Genomic DNA, 23,367 nt, shown 5'->3' with positions numbered 1-23,367 from the left:
GGTTCGTGGTGTCCGAGCACCGGTGCGCGTGGCCGCATTCAGTGTCGATTCCGTTGGCGTACAGCAGGTTCGGTCACTTCGCCGGGGAAGTCCCGGAAGGTGAGCCGGACTCCGGCCCGTAGGCCGAGTACGCGCCAGGTCCGGCGGCGGTAACCGCATAGAACTTCGGCAGATGCTCGAGTCCGACGGCGATGACGCCGACGCGCTTGGGAGCGGGCACCGACGGCCAGGCGTGGAAGGTGCCGGGCTCGTAGAAGCGCGGACTCTGGCCCGGGACCTTCACCAATGTGTATCCCGCGGAAGACAATCGATATTCGGTGCCGTCTGCCAGACGCCAGGCTCGATGGTCGCCCATGACCCGGTATTCGACACCGTCCGGGGTCCGGATATAGCGTTCGCCGGTCTTCGACAGGCCGATGATCATTCCGTCGGGATCGCGACGGAACTCCGCTCCATGGGCGGGGGTGAAGAAATCGGTGACGATATCGTGCAGGGGGCCGCCGGTACCGCGACCGGTCCGGGAATCGCCGACGCTGAAGTACTCGATGCCGCGGGCTTCGTCCTTGCGGTAGCGGACACCGCGGTCGTCCACGTACCCCGTCCCGCCCGAATCCAGGCGGTACTCGATGCCGGGAACCGGCGACGGATATCCGCGGTTGTCGTCGTGCGGATTCTCCAGCATCAGCCGCGCGGGTTTTCCGGTGTGCGCGTCGTATTCGACGCCCAGGACCGTGTACGCGTGCCGGCCGAACAGGCCCGGAACCACTGTGGAGTTCTCGATCTCGGGCCCGAATCCGTGGGTCCCGATCACCATCGTGGTACCGCGCCTGAGCAGGTACTCCACTCGCTTCAGGAATGATGTCCCGGCCGCCTTCTGGAGATCGGACCGCAAGGTGTGCGATCCGCTGCCACCGCTCAGCTGACGGTAGTAGTCGACCAGGGCCAGTTTCTCCTTCTGCCACTTCGCCGGCAGGAAGCCGTCCAGATAGGTCCGGAATTCCGCCGCCGCGTCGAATTCCTCGCTGCGCAGGTAGTGGTCCCATGCGGCTTTTCTGGCCGGGCCTTGCGGATAGGTCTGTTCGATCTGCTCCCAGGTGGAGCTGCGCAGCGCTTCGACATGCCTGCGCCAGTGGTCGTAGTAGCCGGGGAACTGCTCGATGAATCGCGGATCGGCGTCGGCTCCCAACAACTTTCGCAATTCGCTCGCACCGAGCCGGAACGGATGCAGCACCGGCTCCCAATGGGTCAGGGTCGGCTGTGCGACCCCGGTGCCCGCTTCGTGGTGTTCCCGGCCGAGACGTCGCAGAACGGTGTCGGGTGAGTGCAGCGGGGTTCCGTAGCCGTCTCCGGCCGCGAAACGGCTCAGATATGCCTTCTCGATCATCGCCGCCCAGATCGGCTTGCCCGGTTCGTGCCGAATGGAATACCCGATGCCGTCCGGAGTCACCCAGAGCTGTTTGGCCACCCGCACCCACTCGGGCCGATCGCCGACGAAGAAACGGACGCCGACCGTGCCGTCCCCGTAGTCGGTCAGCATGTCCACGATCGCCTGCGGATGGTCGTTCACCAACGCTTTCAGGGGGGCCAGTATCGCGCACGTGCTGGCGCGGCCCTGCCGCACATCCTCGGGGCGGACCACGGGATCGCCGCTTTCCGAGGTATGGAACAACGGATCATCGTGCCGGTCGACGAGCTGCGGCAGCGCCGGAACGACATCGTGCCCGGCCGCTACCTCGACCCACTCGCCGTCCCCGGCCAATTTGATCCACCGTGACGTACCGTTTCCGGGTCTGGCCAGCACCGGTGTGCCCGCCGGAACGGTCACGACCTTCGGCGCGGCGTCCGATGCCGACCTTCCGGCGATGCGCGTCTGTCCGCCCGGTACGTTCCAGTGCAGCATGCCGGAATTACCGCCCGGCCGATCCGGCTGGAAGGTGAAACCGTCGGTCAGATCGACCGGAATGTATCTGGCCTGCCCGTCGGGTCCCCAGTACGCGTAATGCCGTCCTTTGCCGGGAATATCACCGACGGTGACCGCCATCCGGCCGGCACTGTAGAACCGGTGTGCGGCACCGCTGTGCTCGACGAGTCGCAGCAGCGCTGCACCGTTCGGCGTATGCGTGCCGACCGGATCCACCGGCACGGGAAGCACCGGGAGCGTGTGCAGCCTTTGCGCGAGCGACAGATTCTCCAGCCGCTCGCTCGCCTCCAGCGGTTTCGGCTTCAGCGACGCCCAATCGAACGTCTTCGGGAATTGCGCACGCCGGTGCGGCGACTGCGCAAGGCTGTCGTCCTCGGCCGCCAACGGCCCATGTGCACGATCGCCCGGATGATCCTCGAAGTCGGTGCCTTCGCCCGGCGCGGGTCGATCTTCCTCGCGAATTGCCCCGATGAACGGTGAAAATACTTGTGGTGCAACTTGTTTCACATTCACGGACACGGGATCGGATGTCGGCCGCGTAGTCGGCGGCGCCGCGTCCGAGACGTTCGGCGCGGTGGTGGCGCCGCCGGAGTGCGGCGCCGGCCCGGACGTGCTCACCTGGGTGGGCTCGTCCTGGCCGTACAGGGCGTGCGCACCCGGCCCGCTCATGGCCAGCGCGTCCAGTTTCGGCAGGTGTTCCAGGGCGACGGCGACGATGCCGCCGCGGCGCGGGATGGTGGTGTCGCGGGGGTCGCGCCGGGACGGATCTTCGGAACGAGCCGGATCGCCCGGCCTGCGGATCTGCTTGGTCCCGTCCGCGTTCGTCCAGAACTCGGTCTGGTCGGGTGTCCTGCGGTACCGGCTGCCGTCCGGATTCCGCTGCTGTTCGGTACCGTCCGGGCCGCGATGGTATCGGGTGCCGTCGGGGGAGAAGCGATAGATGTTCCCGTCCGGATCGTGGCGTTCCTGGGTGCCGTCCGCCCTGGTGATGTACCGGGTGCCGTCGGAGCCGTCGCGGTACCGGCCGCCGTGGCCGTCGGAGGTGTAGCCGGTTCCTCCGGGGTCGAGGCGGTACTGGATACCGGGGATGGGGGTGGGGTAGGGGCGGTTCTCGTCCCAGGGGTTCTCCATCAGGATCCCGACCGGTGTGCCCGTGGCGTCCCGATCGATGTTCAGCACCGCGTAGGCGTGGCCGCCGACCAGGCCCGGTACCGCGGTCGTGTCCTCCTGGGCCCGGCCGTACGGATGCGTGCCGAACATCACCGTGGTGCCGCGCCGCAGGGCGTGGTCGATCCGGTCCGCGACCGCCCGGCCGGCGGCGGCCAGGTGCGCGGGCAGGATCCGATGCTCGGGGTCCCCGTCCCGGACGGTTCTGAAATACTCTGTCAGAGCACGCTTTTCGGCATCCCAGCGGTTCGGGAAGCGCCGGTCGAGATATCTGCCGAACCCCTCGGGGGTCAGGAAGTCGTCGGTGCGGTCGAACTCCGCCCAGGCCGCGAGCATGGCGGCCTCGTCGCCCTGGTGGACGGTGCGGATGTGCTGTTTCGCCGCGTCGCGCCGGGCCGTGTCCTCCCGTTGCCAGTGCTCGAAGCTGTCCGCGATCCGGCGGGAGAATTCGAAGTCGGCCACGGGCGGGTCCGCCCGCGGGTGGTCCGAGCGCGCCGGCTCGCCGGTCAGGAACCCGCTGATCAGGTCGTGCAGCGTATACATGTCGAAGCGCAGCGGGTGCAGGAAGATGCCGTCGTCGACGGTGCGCACGGGTTGCGCCCGCCCCGGCTGATCGATCGTCACCATCGCACCCTGCTCGGAATTCCATGCCTGGTAGGCCGGTCCGGTCGGGGTCTGGTGGAAACCCTTGCTCAGGACTTCGGCCGTCTTGCCGGCCCGGCCTCCGGCGGCGAGGCCGTGGTAGCCGTTGCCGCCGCCGAACCGTTGCGCGTAGGCCTTCTCGATCATGCTGGGCCACAACGGTTCTCCGGGCCGGTGGTAGGCGAAGTGCCCGCGATCGGTGTCCGGCGTGACATAGATCGTCTTCTCGACGGTGATCCACTCGTGCTTGCCCCCGACGCGGAATCGGACGCTGACGGTGCCGTCGCCGTGGTCGCGCACCATCTCGCGGATCGCCTGCGGATCGGTGGCGGCCATGGCCTTGAGGTTGGCGAACAACGGGCAGTCCCCGGCGGCGCCTTGGCGCGCGTCCTGCGGCCGCGGACCGCTCGGGCCGAAGAGCGGTTCACCGCGCCGGTCGACGAGTTGCGGCAGTTTCGGCAGCACATTCTCGGGCGCCTGGACGCGGACCCAGAACGCGACGCCGGGATCCTTGACCCAGCGCGAGGTTCCAGGCCCGGGGATGGCCACCAGGGTGTGCCCGGGCGGAACGTAGATCGGCGTCTTCGCGCCGGCCTCGTTCAGGGCGATGATCCGGGTCTGGCCGCCCGGGACGTTCCAGCTCAGCGTGCCGTACCGGCCGTTGGTGCCGGGCTGGAAGGCGAAACCGCTGTTCAGGTCCACCAGATCCTCGTGGACGGGCAGGTGCCCGCCGTTCGCCAGCTTGATCAGGTATATGCGTCCGCTCGGGAGGTATTCCGCGTCCGCGACGCCGCTGGCCGCCAGGTTCCGCACGGTGCCCTTGTGATCGACGAGGGTCAGGATGTCCCCGGCTCCGGGGAGGTTCGCCCTGGGTACCGTGACCGGCACGCCGAGCACCGCGAACTGCGTCGGTCGCTGCGCCGGCGGTTCGAGTCCGGACCGGTCGAACCGGGTCCGCGGCTCGGTGGTGGTGCCGGGGAGCGCGAATCCGAGTTTGTCCAGCAGGTCGCGGCCGAAGTCCGTCCGGGCGCCGTCGAATTCCGTTGTGGCCGTTGGGATGTCGACGTCCATCGGGTCGGGGGTGGCCTCGGCCGGCGGGAGCGCGGGGTAGGCCGCGGGATCGTCCAGGTCCGCGGGATCGAGGGTGAATCCGATGCCGTCGGCGGCCATGGCAACGCTCAGTCGCGGTGCGTCGCCGTCCGATACGTGCAACAGCATGAACGGCGCGTCGAACTCGCTGTACCGGTGCACCTCGCGGTCCCGGTCCGGATGCAGTACGACCAGATCGAGTCCGAATTCGCGGGCGGCGATGGGGATCAGGAGATCCATCAGGCGATCGGTCGGCGCGTGCGGGTTGCGCAGCACGCCGATCAGGCTCCGGAGTTCGGTGCGCCGCCAGTGCTCGAGCTCCTGGTCGAACTGCCTGCGGCGGTTCATTTCCGCGGACCATTGCTCGGGGGGCAGGCGTCCGTCCCGGTATTCCGTCTCGGCGTGCAGGCGGCGGTTCTGTTCGGTCTCCCGGCGCTGCCGATTCCGGGGGGTGTCGTCGAACAGCGCAAGCAGATCGTCGAAATGCTCCCGCATCCGGTCGGCGAGCATGCCGCGCACCCGCTGCGGCCCGGTGTGCCCCTCCCACCGTGCCAGTGCTTCGAACAACTGATTTCCGTTGTCCGGCAACGTATCCCAACGTCCTGTGGCGGAATCGTCGAGGTGCGCCGGTTGGTCGGCGGGAGGCGAGGCGGTGCGGCTGTCGCCGTCCTCGGGGGCGATCGCCTGGTTCGCGGTGCGATCGGCCGTGTGCGACGCACCCGTTCCGGAACCGTCGGCCGCGGATTCCGCCGGGTCGGTATCGGGAGCGGATTCCGCCGGGGTGGTATCCGAGTCGGTGTCCGGTTCCGATGCGGCGTCGTCCTGCGCCGCGGCGGGCTTCGGTCCGTAGACGGCGGCCACGCCCGCGCCACTGGCGATCATGTGCCGGAACTTCGGCAGATGCTCGACCCGGACGGACACCAGGCCACCGCGCCGGGGAACGGTCGGGTCCGACTGCGCGGAGAACGGATTCTTGCTCCCGGCCCACTTCCCGCCCGGCGATCTGGTGAAGCTGCGGCCGTCGGTGCGCAGCCAGTACTCGGTGCCGTCGCGGTACCGCCGGAATCGTCCCTCGCGCACGACCTTGTGCTCCACGCCGTCGGTCGTGCGGGCGTACCGTTCGCCGTTCGAGGTGAACCCGTACACCGTCCCGTCCGGATCCCGGCGGAACTCCGCACCCTTGCCGGGCGCGAAGAAATCGGTCACGACGCCGTGCAGCGCGCCGCCCTCACCACGGCCGGACCGCGCGTCCCGCACCCGGAAGTACTCGATGTCCTCGGCCTGGTCGATGCGATGCCAGACTCCGGGCTCGATCTCGGAGCGTTCCCCGGGCCGCGGATCCAGGCGGTAGTCGATACCACCACGCGGGACCGGATAGATCTTGGTGCTGTCGTGCGGATTCTCCAACAGGATTCGGGCGGGTTTGCCGGTGCGCGTGTTGTATTCGATGCCGACCACGGCGTAGGCGTGCCTGCCGAACAGTCCCGGAACCGCCGTGCGGTTCTCGGCGCCGGGCCCGAACCGATGCGTGCTGAAGATGATCGTGGTGCCGCGCCTGCGAAGGTACTCGATACGCCGGGCGAACGCTTCGCCCGCGAGTACGGCCTGGCCCTGCAGCGTGCGGTCCCGGTCCGGTCCGCTCTGGACCGCGGCCATGAAATCGGTGAGCGCGGTCTTCTGCCGCTGCCACTGCCCGGGGAAGGTCTTGTCGAGGAATTCGCCGAAGCCCTTCGGGGTGCCCATGGCGATCCACTCCGGCGACTTCCTGCCCCCGCGCCCCTGCAACCAGTCGCGATACGCCTCACCGACCTGCCGCGAGAATTCGGGGTCGCTGTCCGGGCCCAGCAGTTCGTGCAGGGTGTCCTCGTCGAACAGTGCCGGATGCAGGATGTGTTCGGCGACCGTGCCGGTGGGCTGCAGCCCGCGCAGGCCGCGCTGATAGTGCGCGAGCCCCAGCCGCTCGGGCACCTCCCGGGAGGTACCCCGGATGCCCTCGTAGCCGTCCTGCCCGCCGAACCGCTGGGCGTAGGCCTTCTCGATCATCGCCGCCCACAGCGGCTCGCCGGGCCGGTGCCGCGCGAAATGTGTTTTGGGGCCGCCGTTCTCGACGTGCAGCAGCTTGTCCACCCGGACCCATTCGGGCTTGCCGTGCACGAAGAACCGCACATCGACGGTGCCGTCGCCGTGGTCCTTCAGCATCTCCGTGATCGCGTCCGGATGATCGATCGCCATCGCCTTCAGCGGCGCCAGCAGACCGCAGTCCCCGATGCGGCCCTGGCGGACGTCCTGCGGCGCCGGCCGCGGCACTCCCGACGGCGAGGTGCCGAACAGCGGATCCGCGCTGCGATCGGCGAGGGCCAACAGTGGCAGCACGCTCCCGGGGGCCTCGACCCGGACCCAGCCGTTGTCCTGCTCGGCGACCTTGATCCACCGCGACGTGCCATCCGCGGGTCTCGATACGACCTTCGTGCCGTGCGCAATGGTCGTCACCGACGAGTTGCCGGTGGCCGGATCCGTTGCGCGAATACGGATCTCACCGCCCGGGGTGACCCAGGTCAGTTTTCCGGACGTTTTGCTGAACGTGCCCGGTTCGAAGGTGAACCCGTCCAGGAGCGCGACCGGAATCCGTTTCGGCTTCCCCGCACCGAAACTGACCAGATAATGTGGTTCGCCGTCGGCCGAGGTGGCCATCTTGGCGCTGAATGTGCCGCTCTTGGACAGTTCGAACACCGTGCCGTCGTGATCGACCAGGGTCAGGCCGCCGTTCGCGGCGGACTTCTTGTGCGCGGGCAGTTCCAGCGGAGTCGCGATCGCGGGGAATTTCCGCGCCCGTTCGGCGGGAGTGAGCCGTTCCAGCCGCTCGTGGCCGGCCAGGACCGGCGGTTCGAGCGACTTCGGGTCGAACCCCGCCGGGGTGGCCTGCCGGGTCGGCTGGGGCGCCTGATCGTGGTCGGCGGACATCTGGTCCAGCAGATGTTCACCGAAGTACGAACCGTCACCGGGATCGGCCGGATCGGTTCGCGCGGTGAACATCTCGGCGAGCGCAGCCGTCGACGGCTCGTCGTGAGTTCCGGAAACATCTTCTCGCGCAAGCAGGTTCGGCGCGAACGCCGCGCGACCGCCGGTGCCGTTCGCCGTCGCCTCCATCGCCGGGAGCTGCCCGAGATCGACCGAGACGTTCGCGTGGCGGCTGTTGGTCGAGCCATCGTCTTGTGTCGCAACCGAATCGGCGTCGAGTGGCGGACTCGGCTGCCGTACCCGGGAGCCGTCACCGGGATCGGTCGCGACCCGGCGCGCCGGCGGGTTTCGGTCGACGGGTGTGGAGAACCGCGGGCCCGAGGGGAGTCGCACGTCCGGTGTGGTGGGCCCGCGCGCGGGTGCGTACGCGGTGCTGCCGTCGCCCTCCCGGATCGGGCTCCCGGTCCGGGGCGGCACGGGCTGTTCGAAGCCGGACAGCAGCACCGGCGGGTCCGGCCGCAGGACGTTCGCGGGGTCCGTCCCCGGCGCGGTACGCGTCGTCCCGTTGTCGGCGTCGGCGCGCGCGGCCGCGGGGCCGTACGCGGCATGCACCCCGGCGCCACCGGCGGAGACGTAATCGAACTTCGGCATGTGCCGGACCGCGACCGCGAGCACGCCCATCCGCAGCGGGAATGCGCGGGACCACCGCAGGTCCCCGGGATTCTTCTCGGCGAGCCACAGGGTCTTGCCCGGCCTTCGCACCCACACGGTGCCGTCGTCCTTCCGCCGGTGTTCGGTGCCGTCGGGCGAGCGTCGGAGCACCTCACCGCTGTGCAGGACCTTGTATTCCGTCCCGTCCGGAGTGCGGGTGTACCGCAGGCCGTCGTGCGAGAGTCCGTGCACCGTCCCGTCCGCGCTGCGCCGGAACTCCGTGCGGCCGGTGGGTGCGAAGTAGTCCGAGACCAGACCGTGCAGCGCGCCACCGGGCGCCCGGCCCGTCGAGGAATCCGGGACGGCCCAGTACTCGATGCCCTCGACCCAGTCCTTGCGGCGCCGCACGCCGTCCTTGTCGGTGCTGTGCCCGGACGTGGCGGGATCGAGGCGGTATTCGACACCGTCGATCGGGACCGGGAACTCGCCGTTCTTGTCGTGCGGATTTTCCAGCAGAACGTGCGCCGGCTTTCCGCCGCGGTCGCGCTCGACGCCGATGGCCCCGTAGACGTGGTTGCCGATCAGCCCCGGCACGACGGTGCGATTCTCGGCGCCGGGACCGAACGCCAGGGTGGACATCGTCACCGCGGTACCGCGTTTGCGCAGGTAGTCGATCCGCTCGGCGAGGTTCTGTCCCGCGACGATGTCGGCGGCATCGAGCACGCGGTCCTTGTCCGCCCCCGCGTACACGCGGCCGAGGTAAGCCGCGAGGGCGTCCTTCTCGCTCGTCCATTGTCCCGGTGTCTTCTCGGGCACGAAGCTGTCCAGGAATTTGCGCACGCCCTGCGGGGTGTCCGGATCCTGGGTCGCGCGCCACTGCGCCCGCCCGGCCTTCCGGGCGTCGACCGCGGCGGTGGAGTTGCCCGGGTAGGTCTGCCGGAGTTCCTGCCACTTCGCCTTTGCCAGCCGGTCGGCCGCCTCCTGCCAGCGCTCGTAGGACCGGCCGACCTCCTCGGCGAACGCGCGATCGGTCCCGGGGCCCAGCAGCTCGTGCAGCGTGTCCGCGTCGAATCGGGCTGGATGCAGCGGGAACTCGTGCACCGCGCGGGTCGGCTGCCGCACCCGGCCGCGCGGCTCGTGATGTGCGCGCCCGAAGCGGAGCGGTATGTCCGCGAAGGTGCCGCGGATACCCTCGTAGCCGTCGATGCCGCCGAACTTCTGGGCGTATGCCTTCTCGATGATCGCGGCCCACAGCGGCTGCCCCGGGCGATGCCGCGCGAAGAGCGTATCGCCGGATACCGCGTCCACGTGGACCTGCTTGGTGACCCGCTCCCACTCGGGTTTGCCGTCGACGAAGAATCGCACGCTCGCGGTGCCGTCGCCGTGGTCGGTCACCATGTCCACGAGCGACTGCGGGTCATCGATCGACATGGCCTTCAGCCTGGCGAGCAGACCGCAGTCCCCGAGCGTGCCCTGAGCGACGTCGCGCGGCGACGGCCAGGGCAACGTACCGGACGGTGCGGTACCGAAGATCGGATCGTTGCTCCGATCCGCCGACACCGGCAATTGCGACAGCACGGTGTGCGGGATCTCGGCCTGATACCACGTCTGTTCGCGGCGGAATTTGATCCACCGCGACGAACCCGGCCCCGGCTTGACCACCATCCGGGTGTCGTCGGGGATTTCGACCATCTCCTGCCCGCCGGTGGTCTCGTTGCGCGCGAGCACGCGGGTCGTGCGAGAGGGGACATTCCAGCGCAGCTCGCCGGTGGAGGTGCGCAGGAAACTCGTCCGGAACCGGGCGTCCGGCAACAGTTCGACCGGTATCCGCTGGACTCTGCCGTCGTCGGTGGTGAATTCGTAGTGCGGGGTACCACCGGGCGGTGTGCGCTTCTTGGCTTTCGCTCGGCCGCTGTGGGCCATGGTGGCCGTGTTGCCGGAGGCGTCGACGAATGTCACCGACCGGTTTTCGCCGTGTACCGGAATCGGCACCGCGAGCGCCGGGAATCTGCGTTCCTTCTCGGCGTCGTCGAGATTCTCCAGGCGTTCGCCCGGATCCAAAACCGGAGGCGCGAGCAACTTCTCGTCGAATGTCGCCGGGAAACCCTCCCGATCCCGCTGCTGATGCGTCGCGGGATCGAAATCGGAGGCGAGCTGATCCCGGAGGTGATCGCCGAAATACGAACCGTCCCGGGGTTCGAATGCCCGAGCGGCCGTCCGCGACGCGAACGTGCCGGGCCGAGTCGGCAACGGCGTGAAACCACCCGCGGTGAGATGCGTGCGTGGCGCGACCACGGCCGGCCTCGGCTCCAGGAAGTCCTGCAAGCCGGGCGATCCGCCGGGAACGGCCTCGGGGCCGCCGTCGCGGTGGGCGCCGCTCCGGGGCCCGCGAATTGTGCCGGCTCGTTCGAGTGCCGCTGGGCGCGCGGTCGGCCGCGGCGGCCTGCGGTCACCGGAGGAGACCGCCTGCCCGTCACGTATCACGGTGGGCGCGCTGCCGCTGTGTCGCGTCGGCCGCGGATGGTCGTGCGGCGCGGGAACATTCGGTGCGGTGGCCCACTTCCGGCCCGTGACGTTCGCCGGTGCGGTGGTGGTTTCGGGCCCGTAGACGGAGTGCGCGGCGACGCCGCTCACCGAGATCCGCACGAACTTCGGCAGATGTTTCAGTTCGACCGTGACGATGCCGCCTCGATCCGGAATGGTCTTGTCCAAGTGGCCGCCGGGCAGGTTCGGATCCGGTGCTTCGATCCCGTCGCGGGTGCGCTGGACGAGGGTCCGATTCCCCTGACCGTCGGTGACGGTCTTGTATTCGGTGCCGTCGGTGAATTTGACGTAGCGGTCGCCGTCGCGGGTGAGCCCGTATACGGTCCCATCCCGGTCGCGCCGGTATGCGGTGGGGCCGTCGGGGGTGAAGAAGTCGCTGACCACATCGCGCAGGACACCGTCGCGGCCGGATGCGGCGTTCTCGGCGTGGTAATAGTGGACGCCCTCGGCCTCGTCCTCGCGGTGGCGAACTCCGTCGCCGAGGTCTTCGGTTTCGGCGCGCCCGGGATCGAGACGGTATTCGACACCGGCCACCGGCCTGGGGTAGTCACGGCTGTAGTCGTGCGGGTTGTCCAGCACGATCCGTTCCGGCCGGCCCCGCGGGCCGCGTTCGACGGCGAGGACCGAATAGGCGTGCCCACCGACCAGGCCCGGCACCGCATCGGCGTCCTCGGCGGTCGAGGTGAACCACTGCGTTCCGAGAATCACCGTGGTGCCACGGCGGACCAGGTAGTCGATGCGTTCAGCGGCCCACTGCCGCACGCTGTCGTATCGGTCCGGCAGTTCCAGCGGGTTGCCGGACTTCACATCCAGATGCCGGCGGTATTCCAGTATCGCGGCGCGCTGGGCTCGCCAGTTCCGTTGCGGGGTGTCCGGGAAAATATGGCCCATCTCGTAATCGAGCATCCACAGCGAGGGCCATTTTCCCTTGACTTCGGTTATCGCCCTGGCGAATTCGATATCGGCGGCCGGTCCCAGCAGTTCTTGCAGGGTGTCGATATCGAACGAGTACGGATGCAGGAAGTCTTCCGTGCGTGAGTGGAACGGGTGCCAGGTTTCCGATTCCGATTCCAGATATGCGCGCCCGAGGCGATCGGCGGTGACCGATTCGTCGTCGGTCAGCGTGTGGTAGCCGTTGCCGTGACCGAATCGCATGGCATACGCCTTTTCGATCAGCGCCGCCCACAGCGGTTCACCGGGGCGGTGCCGGACGAAGTACCCGATATCGTCGTCGGTGTCGGCATAGATCCGCTTGTCCACCCGAACCCATTCGGGCGCACCGTTTTCGAAGAACCGGACGCTCACGGTGCCGTCGTCGTGTTCGTGGATCATGTCCAGGATCGCTTGCGGATGATCGATCGCCAGCGCCTTCAAGGGGGCCAGCATCGCGCAGTCCCCGGCCATGCCCTGTCGCACGTCCCCGGGCGCTGCCCGGAACCTGCCGTCCACGGTGGTGCCGAAAAGGGGATCGCCGCTGCGGTCGGCGAGTTCGGGCATGCGTTCGGGCAGCAGCTCGCGTGGCGCCTGGAAGTCGAGCCATTCGGAGTCGCTGGGGCGTTTGATCGACCACGACGAGCCGTGCGGTATCGCGACCGCCGTCATATTCGCCGGAACAGCGACAACGGCCGAATCGCCATGAGATGTGCGGCCCTGGAAGCGAACTCCGGAAAGTGGCACCGACCACTTCAATGTTCCGGAGGTGCCGTCGGGCCCGTCCGGCCGGAACGTGAAGTTCTCCTGCAACAGCGTGACCGGAATCTCGGCGGTCGTGCCGTCGTGTGTCTTGATCGTGTAACGCGCTTGTCCGTCGTCGCCCTGGGTCAGGACGACCGATTCGCGTCCCTGCGTGCGGAGCCGGAACGATCGGCCGGTGTGGTCCACGACCGTCAGCAGCGGACGCCCGCTCGGGGCCTGCTGATCGGGCAGGTTGACCGGGATCCCGAGCGCCGGGAATTTCTTTTCCCGGTCCTCGGGAGAGAGCCGGTCCAGGCGTTCTGCGTCGGCGAATCGCTTGGGCCCGAGCAGTTCCCGGCTGAATTTTGGCTCGACGCCCTGTCGTTCCGGCAGGGCGCGCATGGTGCCGTGCTGTGCGGACAGTTGATCGGTGAGGTGGTCGCCGAGGTAGGAGCCGTCGCCGGGCTCGAATCCGGGCGACGGACCGGCCTGCCGCACCGGCTCGTGCTCGGACTTCAACTGGCGGAACAGATTTCGTCCGAAATATGTGCCGGTCCGGGGCTCGAAGGCGGGCGTCGTACGAGGCGGCGCCGGTGCGGGCTCGGAGTGCACGGAATCGGTCTCACCGTCCCGGTCCTGGTCGGGCTCGCTGTCCTGCCAGTCGAAATCCGATACCGCCTCGTCACTGTTGACCGATATCGCGTCGTCTTCGAGTGCGGCGGAAATCACCGTATTGCCCACGGGCGCAGCGTGATTCAGCCCGAGGACGTTGTTGACGCATTCGATCAGTGAACCGAATCGGGTGTCGGCTCCGGTGTCCGCCTCGATGACGCCCCGCTGCGAAGGCGGCGTGTTCTCCTGCGGCTCATCGACGTTCGTCGCGGCGGAGGTGGCGGCGCGTACCGACATCGACCCGAACTTGGGCAGGTGTTCGAGCCCGATCCACACCAGTCCGCCCGGGCCCGCGATGGTCATATCCCGTTCCAGGACACGAGGATTCGGGTCTGTCCGCCACGAACCCCCCGGCGTCTTGATCATGAAAGTGCCGTCCCGGCTCGCCCGGTACCTGGTGCCGTCGGGGTCGCGCCGGATCACCTCACCGCGGGTGACCATGTGCTCCGTACCGTCCGGTGTACGGGCGTAACGCTGTCCGTTCGCCCGCAATCCGTACAGGGTGCCGTCCGGGTCGCGCCGGAATTCCGCACTACCGGTGTCACGATGCGTGAAGATGTCGCTGACCACGGCCAATCGGCCGCCGGGTCCGCGCCCGGCCCGGTCGTCGGTGACCTTCAGGTATTCGGTGCCGTCGACCGGATCGATGCGTGCTGAGATGCCGTCGCCGACCGGGGTGTAACCGATTGGTCGCGGATCGAGCCGATACTCGATGCCGTCGGCCGGGGTCGGGTGGTTGCCGACGGCATCCTGGGTGTGTTCGAGCAGGATCCCGGCCGGATCACCGCCGTGCCGGTCGTGCTCCACAGCACGCACCGAATACGGCTGATCGCCCAGCAGGCCCGGGACGTCGGGATCGTCGTCCTGCCCGTCACCATTGCGGAACGGATGCGTCCGCAGCTGCACCGAGTTGCCGTTCCGCATCAGCTCTTCGATCTGCTCGGCGACCGCGCGGCCGGCGACCAGCTCGTCGTCGCCGAGCGTGCGGTTCTCGTGCGATTCGTCGTTCAGCACGTCGAAGTACTCGGCCAGGGTCGCCTTCTCCGCTGCCCACCGCCCGGGGAACCGCTCGTCGAGATACTGCCGGAACGCCTCGCCCGAGCCGGTGTCGGTCGTGGCCTGTTTCCACTGGTCGTATGTTCCGGCGAGTTGGTCGGCGAAGGCGCGGTCGGCGTCGGGGCCCAGCAGGTCGTGCAGTGTGTTCGCGTCGAACCACAGCGGATGCATCGGGTTCCCGGTGCGGTTCGTGTCACTCTCGGACGTGCTGGGTAGCGTCGTATCGTCCACGGACGCAGTGTGATTCGCATCATCGGCGGGCAGGGTGAGGGGAGCGTGTTGCGCGACACCGCCGGACGAGATAGGCGCGGCAGTGGGCACGGCGGCGGCGGGCAGTGGGCCGTACGCGGCGTACGCGCCCACACCGCTGGCTTGCAGACTGGTGAACTTCGGCAGATGTTCTATGCCGACGGCGACCAGGCCGCCGCGACGCGGAATCGTCATATCGCGTTGAGGGGCAACGGGGTTCGGTTCGGGAGACCAGGTTTGCGCACCGGGTGGCCGCATCACGGTCTCGCCCGAGACCTTGCTCCAGTGTTCGACGCCGTCGCGGGAACGCCAATAGCCGCCATCCGGCAGCACCTTGTATTCCGTGCCGTCCGGCAGCCGCGCCCACCGCTCGCCGTTCCCGGCGAAGCCGTACACCGTCCCGTCCGGATCGCGGCGGTACTCGGTGGGACCGGTGGGCGTGAAGAAGTCGCTCACCACATCGCGCAGCACGCCGTCACGTCCGGCCGAACCGTGCTCGACCCGGAAGTAGTCGACCCGCTCGTGCTCGTCCCGCCGCTGCCGGACACCGTCGACGGCGGGGCCGTAACCGATTCCCTCCGGATCGAGCCGGTACTCCATGCCCGCCTGCGGTGCGATGTAGAAACCATTGTTGTCGTGCGGATTCTCGATCAGGATCCGCAGCGGTTCACCCCTCGGCGCGTCGAACTCGACGCCGACGACCGAATACGCGTGCGTCCCGTACAGCCCCGGCGCTCCCGTGCGGTTCTCCCGGCCCGGACCGTAACGTCCGGTGCCGAGCACCACGGTCGTATCGCGCTTGCGCATGTAATCGATGCGCCGGGCGATCTCCTGCGCCGCGATCCGGTAGCGGTCCTCCAGTCGCAGCGTCGCGATCGGAGCGGCGGTCGTGCTCGCGTAGTAGGCCTGCAGAGCCGACTTCTCCTGCTCCCAGCGGCCGGGGAACTTCGTGTCCAGGTAATGCCGAAGTCCCTGTGCGGCATCGGGCGAAGTCCGCCACGACTCGTAGGTGTCGGCGATGCCGCGGGCGAATTCGGGATCGCTGCCCGGGCCCAGCACGCCGAGCAGGGTGTCCGCGTCGAGGTGCAGCGGATGCAGCGGCATGTGCATGATCGAGCGCATCGGCCGCCACTGGCCGGTCCGCAGCTCCCAGTACGGGCGGCCGAGCCGTTCCATGACGAGCGCCGGCGGTTCGAGCACGTCGCGGTACCCGTCGCCGTCGCCGAACTCCTGGATGTACGCCTTCTCGATCATCGCCGCCCACAGCGGCTCACCCGGTTGGTGCTGAACGAAATAGGCCTGCGCGGTGCCGGGTCTGACGTAGATCTGCTTCTCCACCCGCACCCAGGTGGGTCGCCCGCCGTTGAAGAACCTGACCTGGACCGTGCCGTCGCCGACGTCGTGCAGCATGTCCATGATCGCCTGCGGATGGTCCGCGGCCAGCGCCTTGAGCGGTGCGATCAGACCGCAGTCGCCGGCCGCGCCCTGCCGGGCGTCCTGGGGCATCGGCCGCACCACACCTGAGGGCGAGGTGCCGAACAGCGGATCCCCGTGCCGGTCGGCCGGTTCCGCGATCCGGGGCAGCACACTCTCGTGGGCGCGGACCAGGAACCAGCCCGGAACGCCCGGCCGCTTGATCCACTGCCCCCCGTGGTTCGCGGGCCTGGTCACCAGGACCGGATATGCGGAAAGGACCGGGATCGCGACCTGACGGCCCATGGTGTCGAAGCCGAGGATGCGCGTCTGGCCGCCCTTGCCGTCCCACCGCAGGGTGCCCGTCGCGGCGCCCGGCTGATCCCGGGTGAAGGTGAAGTCGCTCAGCAGCGGATACGGGACGTGCCGCACCTGGCCGCCGGGCATCCGGAATTCGAAGTATGCGGCCCGGCCCGGCGGTGTGACCAGGGTGGCCCGCATCGCGCCCGCCGCGCCGAACCGGTACGTATTGCCCGCGAGGTCGGCCAGGCGCAGCACGTCCTCGCCGTTCGCCCCCTTCTGTTCGGGCACCCGGACCTGCACGCCGGGCACCGGGAGGGTCCGCACGTACCGGGCCGGATCGAGGTTCTGCCGGAGTTCGGTGGCGGGCACCTGCGGTGGCGTGAGCAGGGTCGGGTCGAAGGTCGCCTCGAAGGTCTTGCGTTGCGGCTGAGGGTGATTCGCGTTACCGGGCTCGGCTGCCAGCTGCGCGTGCAGGTGACCGCCGAAATAGGTGGGGTCCGCGATCGGTTCGGCGGTGCTCGCGCGCCGCAGTGCGCGCTCGGCCCGCAGGTCCTGAGCGGGGTCCGCCGGGGCCTGCGGTGCGGGCCGCACGACCTCGACGCGGTCCACGCCCAACGCCGCCTGCTCGGCTCGCAGGTAGTTACGGAAACTGCGCAAACTGCGCAGCTGGGTCGCCCCCGACACGTCGCCGCTGCCGGTCCGGCGCGCCTTGCGCGGCCCCGACTCCGACGGCGGCAGCCGGTGCGCACTCGGCATGCGCACGGTGTGACCGTCCACGACGGCCTCGATCCCGCCGTTCGGCGTGTGCAGCACAATTCTTGTGCCACTGGGGAATTCGTCCGAATCGAGGTGGGACAGGAAATTCGCGACCCCGGTGATCTCGCGCTGTTCGCCCGCGCCGGCCGGTCGCGTAGTGCTGCTGGAAGCGGCGGCGGGCACCGGGCGTGAACCATCCCGCCCCGCGCGCGGTGCGTGCCGGGTCTGCGCCGGTGCGTTGGTCCGTTCGTTCCGGTACAGCGCGTACGCGGCGGGGCCGGACATGCCGAGGAAGGAGAATTTCGGCAGGTTCACCAGGTCGACGGCGACGATGCCGCCCCGGGTCGGGGTCGTCGGATGCGACGGGTCGCGGCGGTGCGGATCGAGCGACCACTCGGTGTCCCCGGGGCGTTTCACTCGTTTGACGCGCCGGGTGTCGGTCCAGTACTGGGTGCCGTCGCTGGTGCGCCAGGACAGGGTGCCGTTCGGTTCCTCCCGGTAGACCGTGCCGTGCAGGTCGTGGAAGTACCGGACGCCTTGTGGGGTGATGCGGTATTCGGTGTAGGCGATCTCGTCCGGATCGTCGGGATCCGGATACGGGTCGCGGCGATATCGGGTGCCGTTGGCGTACGTGCCGTAATGCGTCCCGTCCGCTGCGACGCGATGCCGGGTGCCGCCCGGTGCGATCGGGGTTTCCGGTTCCGGGTCGAGGCGGTACTCGAGTCCCGGCGCCGGAGGGATGTAGCGGCCGTTGTCGTCCAGCGGGTTGTCCACCAGGATCCGGCTCGGGTTGCCGTACACGTCGCGCTCGACCGCGGCGACGGTGTAGTTGTGGTGGCCGGTGAGGCCCGGCACGGGATCGGAGTGGTCGTCCTCGGCCAGGTCCGAGTATTTGGCGATACCCAGCGTCACCGCGGTACCGCGATGGAGCGCGTAATCGATCCGTTCGGCGACCGCCCTGGCGAGCGGATCCGCCGGGTTCGTGAACTGCCGGTTCCGCGGCAGGCCGGTGGATATGGCGGCGAAATAGTCTGTCAGGGCCTGCTTTTCGGCGTCCCACCGGTGCCTGTCTCCCGGATGGTGCTGCCGCAGGTAGCCGGCCAGGCTGCGGTCCAGGTAGTCGCGGAATCCTTCGGGCGTGCGGGCGCTGGGGTAACGGTCGTAGACCGCGTCCTGCGCCGCGTCGGCGGACCTGCGGCTGCGGAAGCGGCGATCGATCCGGTCGAGTTCGCGGTTCCGCTTGCGGCGCTGGATGGCGCGGTCCTGCCGCCAGTGGCTGTAGCTGTCCGCCACCTGCCGGGAGAACTCGAAGTCGGCGTCACCGTATCCGGCGAAGTTGGCGCGCACCAGTTCGTGCAGGGTGTCCACGTCGAACCGCAGCGGGTGCAGGTAGTCGCCGTCGTCCACGAAATGCACCGGCTGGCGGGTCATGCCGTTCGCGGCCTGATAGAAGCCGGTGCTCAGGCGTTCCGCCATGACCGTGAGGTATTCGATGTGGAAATCGTGGAAACCGTTGCCGCCGTTGAACCTGACCGCGTACGCCTTCTCGATCATGGCCGCCCACAACGGCCTGCCGGGCCGGTGCTGCACGAAATGCCCGGTATCGGTGCCCGGCGTCAGGTAGATCTGCTTGGTGACGCGAACCCACTCCGGCCTGCCGTCCTCGACGAACCGGACGCTGACGGTGCCGTCCCCGTGGTCGTGCACGATCTTCTGCAGATCCCCGGGGTGGGAGATGGCCATCGCCCGCAGATGCGATATCAGCGTGCAGTTGTCGGCGTAACCCTGTGCCGCGTCTTCCGGCCTCGGGCCGTATTGCCCGAAGAGCGGGTCGTCGCGGCGATCGACCAGGGCCGGCACCCGGTTCGTCAGCTGCGGGTCGTCGGCCTTGATCCGGTACTGCCCGGACCGGTCCGGAAACTTCAGCCACCACGAGTTCTCGTGCCCGCGACGCGGTTTCATCACCAGTGACGCCTCGGGCGTGACCACGATCGCCCGCGGTCGGCCGCGGTCGTCGGTCGCGGCGAACCGGACCTGCCCGTCGCCGACGTTCCAGGTCAGCGTTCCCTGGCTGCTCCAGCGCGAATTGCGCTGGAAGCGCATGGTGCTGTCGTTCGCCACGATCGGGATGTAGCGGCGGTGCCGGCGGCCGTCGGACTCCCGGATCTGGATCTCGTAGGACTGAAGCCCGTGCCGGTCGACGATCTTCGCCGGCGCGCTGCCGGTGGGGTTCAGCCGGGTCCGCTTGCCGGTGTGGTCGAACACGACCAGGGTCAGCTCGCCGGTGGGGCGGGGGAAGGCGAACTCGACGCCGGGTTCGGGCAGCAGTTCCCGCCTTCGGCGGGGCGAGAGGTTGTGCAGCAGCCGGCTCTCGCGCAGCGCCGGGGGCGTGATGTCCGGTGCCGGTTCGGTGGTGCGGGCGGGCGCGGTGGCCCAGTCGTCGGGTTCGATCCGGAGCCTGTTGAACAGGTCCGCGCCGTACGCGATGTAGTCGGTGGCCGACCCGGCCGCCGACGCGGAATAGTGCGCGCCGTCCTGCGATTCGGATTCCGTGTCGGACTCGGACTCGGAATCCGACTCCGATTCCGCTTCGGACACCGGCTCCGATTCATCCTCGGACTCGGAATCCGTTGCGGGCTCGACGATCTGGACGCGCCTGCGCGGGTAGCCGTGTGATCCGTCGCCCGCCCGCCCGGCCGGGTGTCTCGGCCGGCCGTACTCGTGGCCCGCGCGCGGGTCCATCTCTGGTTTGGGCCAGTCGTTCGGTGCGGTCCGCGTCGACTCGCCGAAGGCGAAGTGCGTGCCCGTGCCGCGGATCGACAGGATCGCGAATTTGGTCAGATGGCCGGCGTCGACGGTGAGGGTGCCGCCCGGGCCGTAGGTGAGGTCGTCGATGGTCCGCGGCACCTCCGGGTTCGACTCCCACGGATTCTCCAGCTCGAGCGAGACGGCGCCGCCGTCACCGGAATGCACGTTCGACACCGAATAGACGTGGTTCCCGACCAGACCCGGATATCTGGTGGTGTTCTCCGAATCCGCGCCGAACTGTTCGGTGGACAGCAGAACCTTGTCGCCGCGGCTGCGCAGGAACCGGATCAGATCCGCGATGTGTTGGCGCGCAACGGAACTGGTTACGGTCTTGGCGGGATCGCCGACGTGGCCGAGATAGCCGAGCAGGGCGTCGATCTCGGCCTGCCACTTCGCCCGGTCCACCGGATCCAGGTGGTAGTTCAGGAAACTCCGGAAGCGTTCGACCGAGTGTTCCCGGTTCCGGTTCCAGGTCGGCTCCAGCTGCCCGAGTCGCTGTGCGAAGGCGAAGGCCGAGGCCGGGTCGGCGTTCGGGCCGAGCTGCTCGACGAGCAGCTGGTGCAGCGCATCGACGCCGAACCGCATCGGATGCAGGAACGTCATCAGGTCGATGCTGCGTACCGGCCGGCGCACGCCCGAGGCGTTCACCTCGTACGGCGGCAGCAACTCGAGCATCGCCCGCGCGGGGAATCCGCCCCGGATCGCCTGGAAGCCGCCGCGCCGGACCGCGTACGCCTTCTCCACGAGCGCGGGCCACAGCGCGCGACTCGGGTCGTGCGCGGCGTAGATCATCCGGCCGTACGCGTCGGTGAACAGATCCCGGTTGACCCGCACCCACCGCGGCGCACCCCGCGGGGTGAAGAACCGCACCGCGACGCTGCCGTCCGGATATTCGACGATCATGTCCCGGATGGCCTGGGGGTCGCTCGCGGAGATGTTCTTCAGCGGCGCGATCAGGTAGCAGTCCCCGGCCCGGCCCTGGGCCGCATCACCCGGCACGGGGCCTTCGTCGCCGAATACCTGGCCGGCCGCCCGTGCGATCGTGCGACCCAGACTCCACAGTTCGTGTTCCGAGATCCGGACGTTCCCGTCCAGCACCGGTTCGCCGCCGATCCCGATGTCCAAGGAGATCGACGTACCGGCCGGGATGTGCTTCGCGGCGTCCGGCGTCATCCGGCGCAACCCCAGGAACTTGTCGGCGGCGGCTCGGGAGGTCCAGGTGGTCGGTGTGGTCCAGCGGTACAGCCCGTCGGCGCCGCGGCCGAAAACGGTCAACTCACCCAACAGGTTTCGGTGTACCGAGTGGACCTGCGAATCCGGGTCGTCACCGAGCCACACCGTCAGCAGGTCCGGGTTCTCGGCGTTGTCGATGCCCTGCAACTCCTGGCCCGGAGAGATGGTCAGCAGGCCGCCATCGTGGTCCACGATGGTCAACCGGTCGTTCGGCGCGGTGATCGTCGAACCGGGCATGGGCTGGATCGGCGGTGGATGCACCGGCTCGCCGAACGGCCGCACCGACACCGTCATATCCGCGTGGATATCGGGCCGCAGCAGCGCATAGGCCTTCTGCGCCAACGCCGCCCACAGCGGCTCGCCATCGGTGTGCCCGGCGTGCGCGGGCGCTGCGGACGAGTCGTGCAGCAGCCGCCGGTCCACCCGCACCCAATGCGGCCGGCCGTCGAGGAAGTACCGCACCCCGACCGTCCCGTCCGGGTATTCGTGGAACATTTCTACCAGGGCCTGCGGATCGTGCTCGGCGATGCGGCCGAGGTTGTTCATCAGGACCCGCTGGTCCGCCCAGGTTCCCGCCCGCGCGTCGGACGCCCTGGGCGCCGGTTTCGAATCGACCGTCGCGAACAGCGGACCGGTGTGCGTGACCAGCGCGGCGGCGGCCGCTGGTCCGCCCAGGCCCAGCGCGTGCACGGCATTCTCCGGGATCACGACGCTGGAACCGAGATTCTCGATCCGCAGGCTGCCGGGTGTGCGCGCCGGGTGGGTCGCCAGCAACTCGCCGACGCCCAGCTCCACCACGCCCTTGTCGTAGAACACCAGCTGGGTGTACGGGTTGCCGGAACTGTCACGTCGCGGCGTACCCGTCTGGGTGCCATCGGGTCCCGCGGCCCAGTCGAAGCGGCGGTCGAGCAGTTCGGTGCGCACCCACTGCGGCCTCGCGGCCGGATCCGAACTCACGCGGATCTGCGCGTTGCCGTTGATGTCCCGGCCGTCCCACACGATGTGGTCCGCGGGGCCGACCACCACAGCTCGCCCGCCCCGGGTGATCAGCACCGTGTTCCCGGTTTCGGCCATCGTATCCGCTTGCTGCACAAGTAGATTCGCAGGCGGTGGCGAGGATTGCGGATCGCGTCCGGTGTGGGGGCCGGTGGTTCCGGCCGGTTCGGGTTCGTCCTCGAACAGCCGGCGCAACTGATTCTCGGCGTCGTCCACGAGGTATCCCGGCCCCGGGCCCGCGTCCTCGGGGAAGTCCTCCGGCTCCGCAGTCGAATGTATCCGCGGGGCAACGGTTTCCGGAGCGTCGGTTGCCGGGATGACCGCTTCGGTCGTATCGATCGGATGTGTGGTCGGCGCAGGTTCGGTCGGCGCGGGCTCGGCCGCGAGCCGCACGCGCCCGAACAACCGCCGCAACCGAGCACGGAACCCGGTGGTGCGCACCACCTGTTGCGAACCGGGCGCATCGCCGGTCGCGGGGTGGCTGCCATCCGATGTCGCGGGAGTCGTTCTGCCCCGCCACGATCGCAGCCCCCGCGGCGTGCCGATCGGCATACGCCCGCTGGTCAGGCCGCTGCTGGGCACGCGCTCGGATCGGCCGTCGATACCGGCCGCGGGGGATCCGGTCCGGTCGGCCGGGGCCGCAACCTGCTCTGCCGAGGTACCGCCCGGTCGGCTGGAGACGGCACCCGGCGCGTCGTTCGCGACCGGCTGATCCCGCTGTGCGTCCAGCGCCGCCTGCTCGTCCGCCGGCAGATCCACCCGGATGGTCGGGGTGCCGGTCGCCGAAGCGATCGCCGACCGCGCTTCGTCGTGCGAGTCGGGTGCCGTCGAAGTCTCGGCAGGTGTTCCGGCGGGCGTGCTGTTCGCCTCGGGTGCGCCGATGCGGGTGCGCCCCGGCAGTTCGGGGATGCTGCCGTCGTCGCGGCGGCGGACGGGGCGGCTCGGCCTGCCGTCGGGGGTGTAGAGGACGGCGTGCACGCCGGCCCAGCCGGCGTTGCCGGGCGGCCTGACTCGGGCGACGTCGTGCACGCGGACGACGCCGTCGTCGTGATGGATCATCCGGTAGGCGTGTGCGCCGATGCCGTTCGCGCCGACGGTGCGGTGTTCGCCCACGACCAGGGCTTGGGCGCCGGGACCGAGCAGGAACAGTTCCCCGGCGATCTCGTTCTCGTCGGGGTATCCGCGCAACCGGCCGCGGCTGTACCACCGCAGGGCGCGTCTGGAGCGGCCGGGCA

Annotated in this window: 1 protein-coding gene (cut by a window edge); it reads right to left on the bottom strand. The window is 69.2% G+C overall.

The window, feature by feature from the left end; genetic code table 11:
• Positions 1 to 73: 73 nt before the first annotated feature.
• Positions 74 to 23,367: the 3' portion of a C2 family cysteine protease gene (locus AC5WS7_RS08150; protein WP_495954503.1), read on the bottom strand. Its footprint extends 15,277 nt past the window's final position; the window shows 23,294 of its 38,571 coding nt (coding positions 15,278-38,571); its start codon lies beyond the right edge, outside the window; it ends in the stop codon at positions 74 to 76.

Source organism: Nocardia sp. PLKS1-43, from assembly GCF_059510335.1.
Note: the sequence above shows the minus strand (reverse complement) of the source record. Positions and strands in the feature narration are given on the sequence as shown.